Source organism: Sinomonas humi (genome assembly GCF_000802235.1).
Taxonomy (GTDB): domain Bacteria; phylum Actinomycetota; class Actinomycetes; order Actinomycetales; family Micrococcaceae; genus Sinomonas; species Sinomonas humi.
Window position 1 is genome coordinate 1 of record NZ_JTDL01000026.1, and the last position, 487, is coordinate 487.

The following is a 487-nucleotide window of genomic DNA, read 5'->3' on the forward strand; positions in this document are numbered from 1 at the left end:
CCTCCCGGCCCCTGGACCCCGTCTACCCGGTGCTGTTCGTCGACGCGATCCACGTCAAGGTCCGCGACGGGCAGGTGCGGAACATGCCGTTTTACGTGGTCCTGGGCGTCACGGTGGGCGGGGAACGCGACATCCTGGGGATCTGGGCCGGCGGGGAGGGAGGCGAAGGGGCCCGGTTCTGGCTGGGCGTGTTCGCCGAGCTGAAGAACCGCGGCGTCCAGGACGTCCTGATCGCCGTGTGCGACGGGCTCAAGGGCCTGCCCGAGGCGATCACCACCACCTGGGAGCGCACCGTGGTCCAGCAGTGCGTCGTGCACCTGATCCGGAACTCGTTCCGGTACGCAGGCAGGCAGCACCGCGACGCGATCGCGAAGGCCCTCAGGCCGATCTACACGGCCCCGTCAGAGGCCGCGGCCAAGGACAGGTTCGCCGAGTTCGCCGCCGAGTGGGGGCAGCGGTACCCGGCGATCGTCCGGCTCTGGGAGAC

General features: G+C 70.4%; 1 protein-coding gene. It reads left to right on the forward strand.

Annotated elements, in window-relative coordinates; genetic code table 11:
• Positions 1-487: IS256 family transposase (locus tag LK10_RS01600; protein ID WP_043119632.1), on the forward strand; the 487-nt coding region annotated here is incomplete at both ends.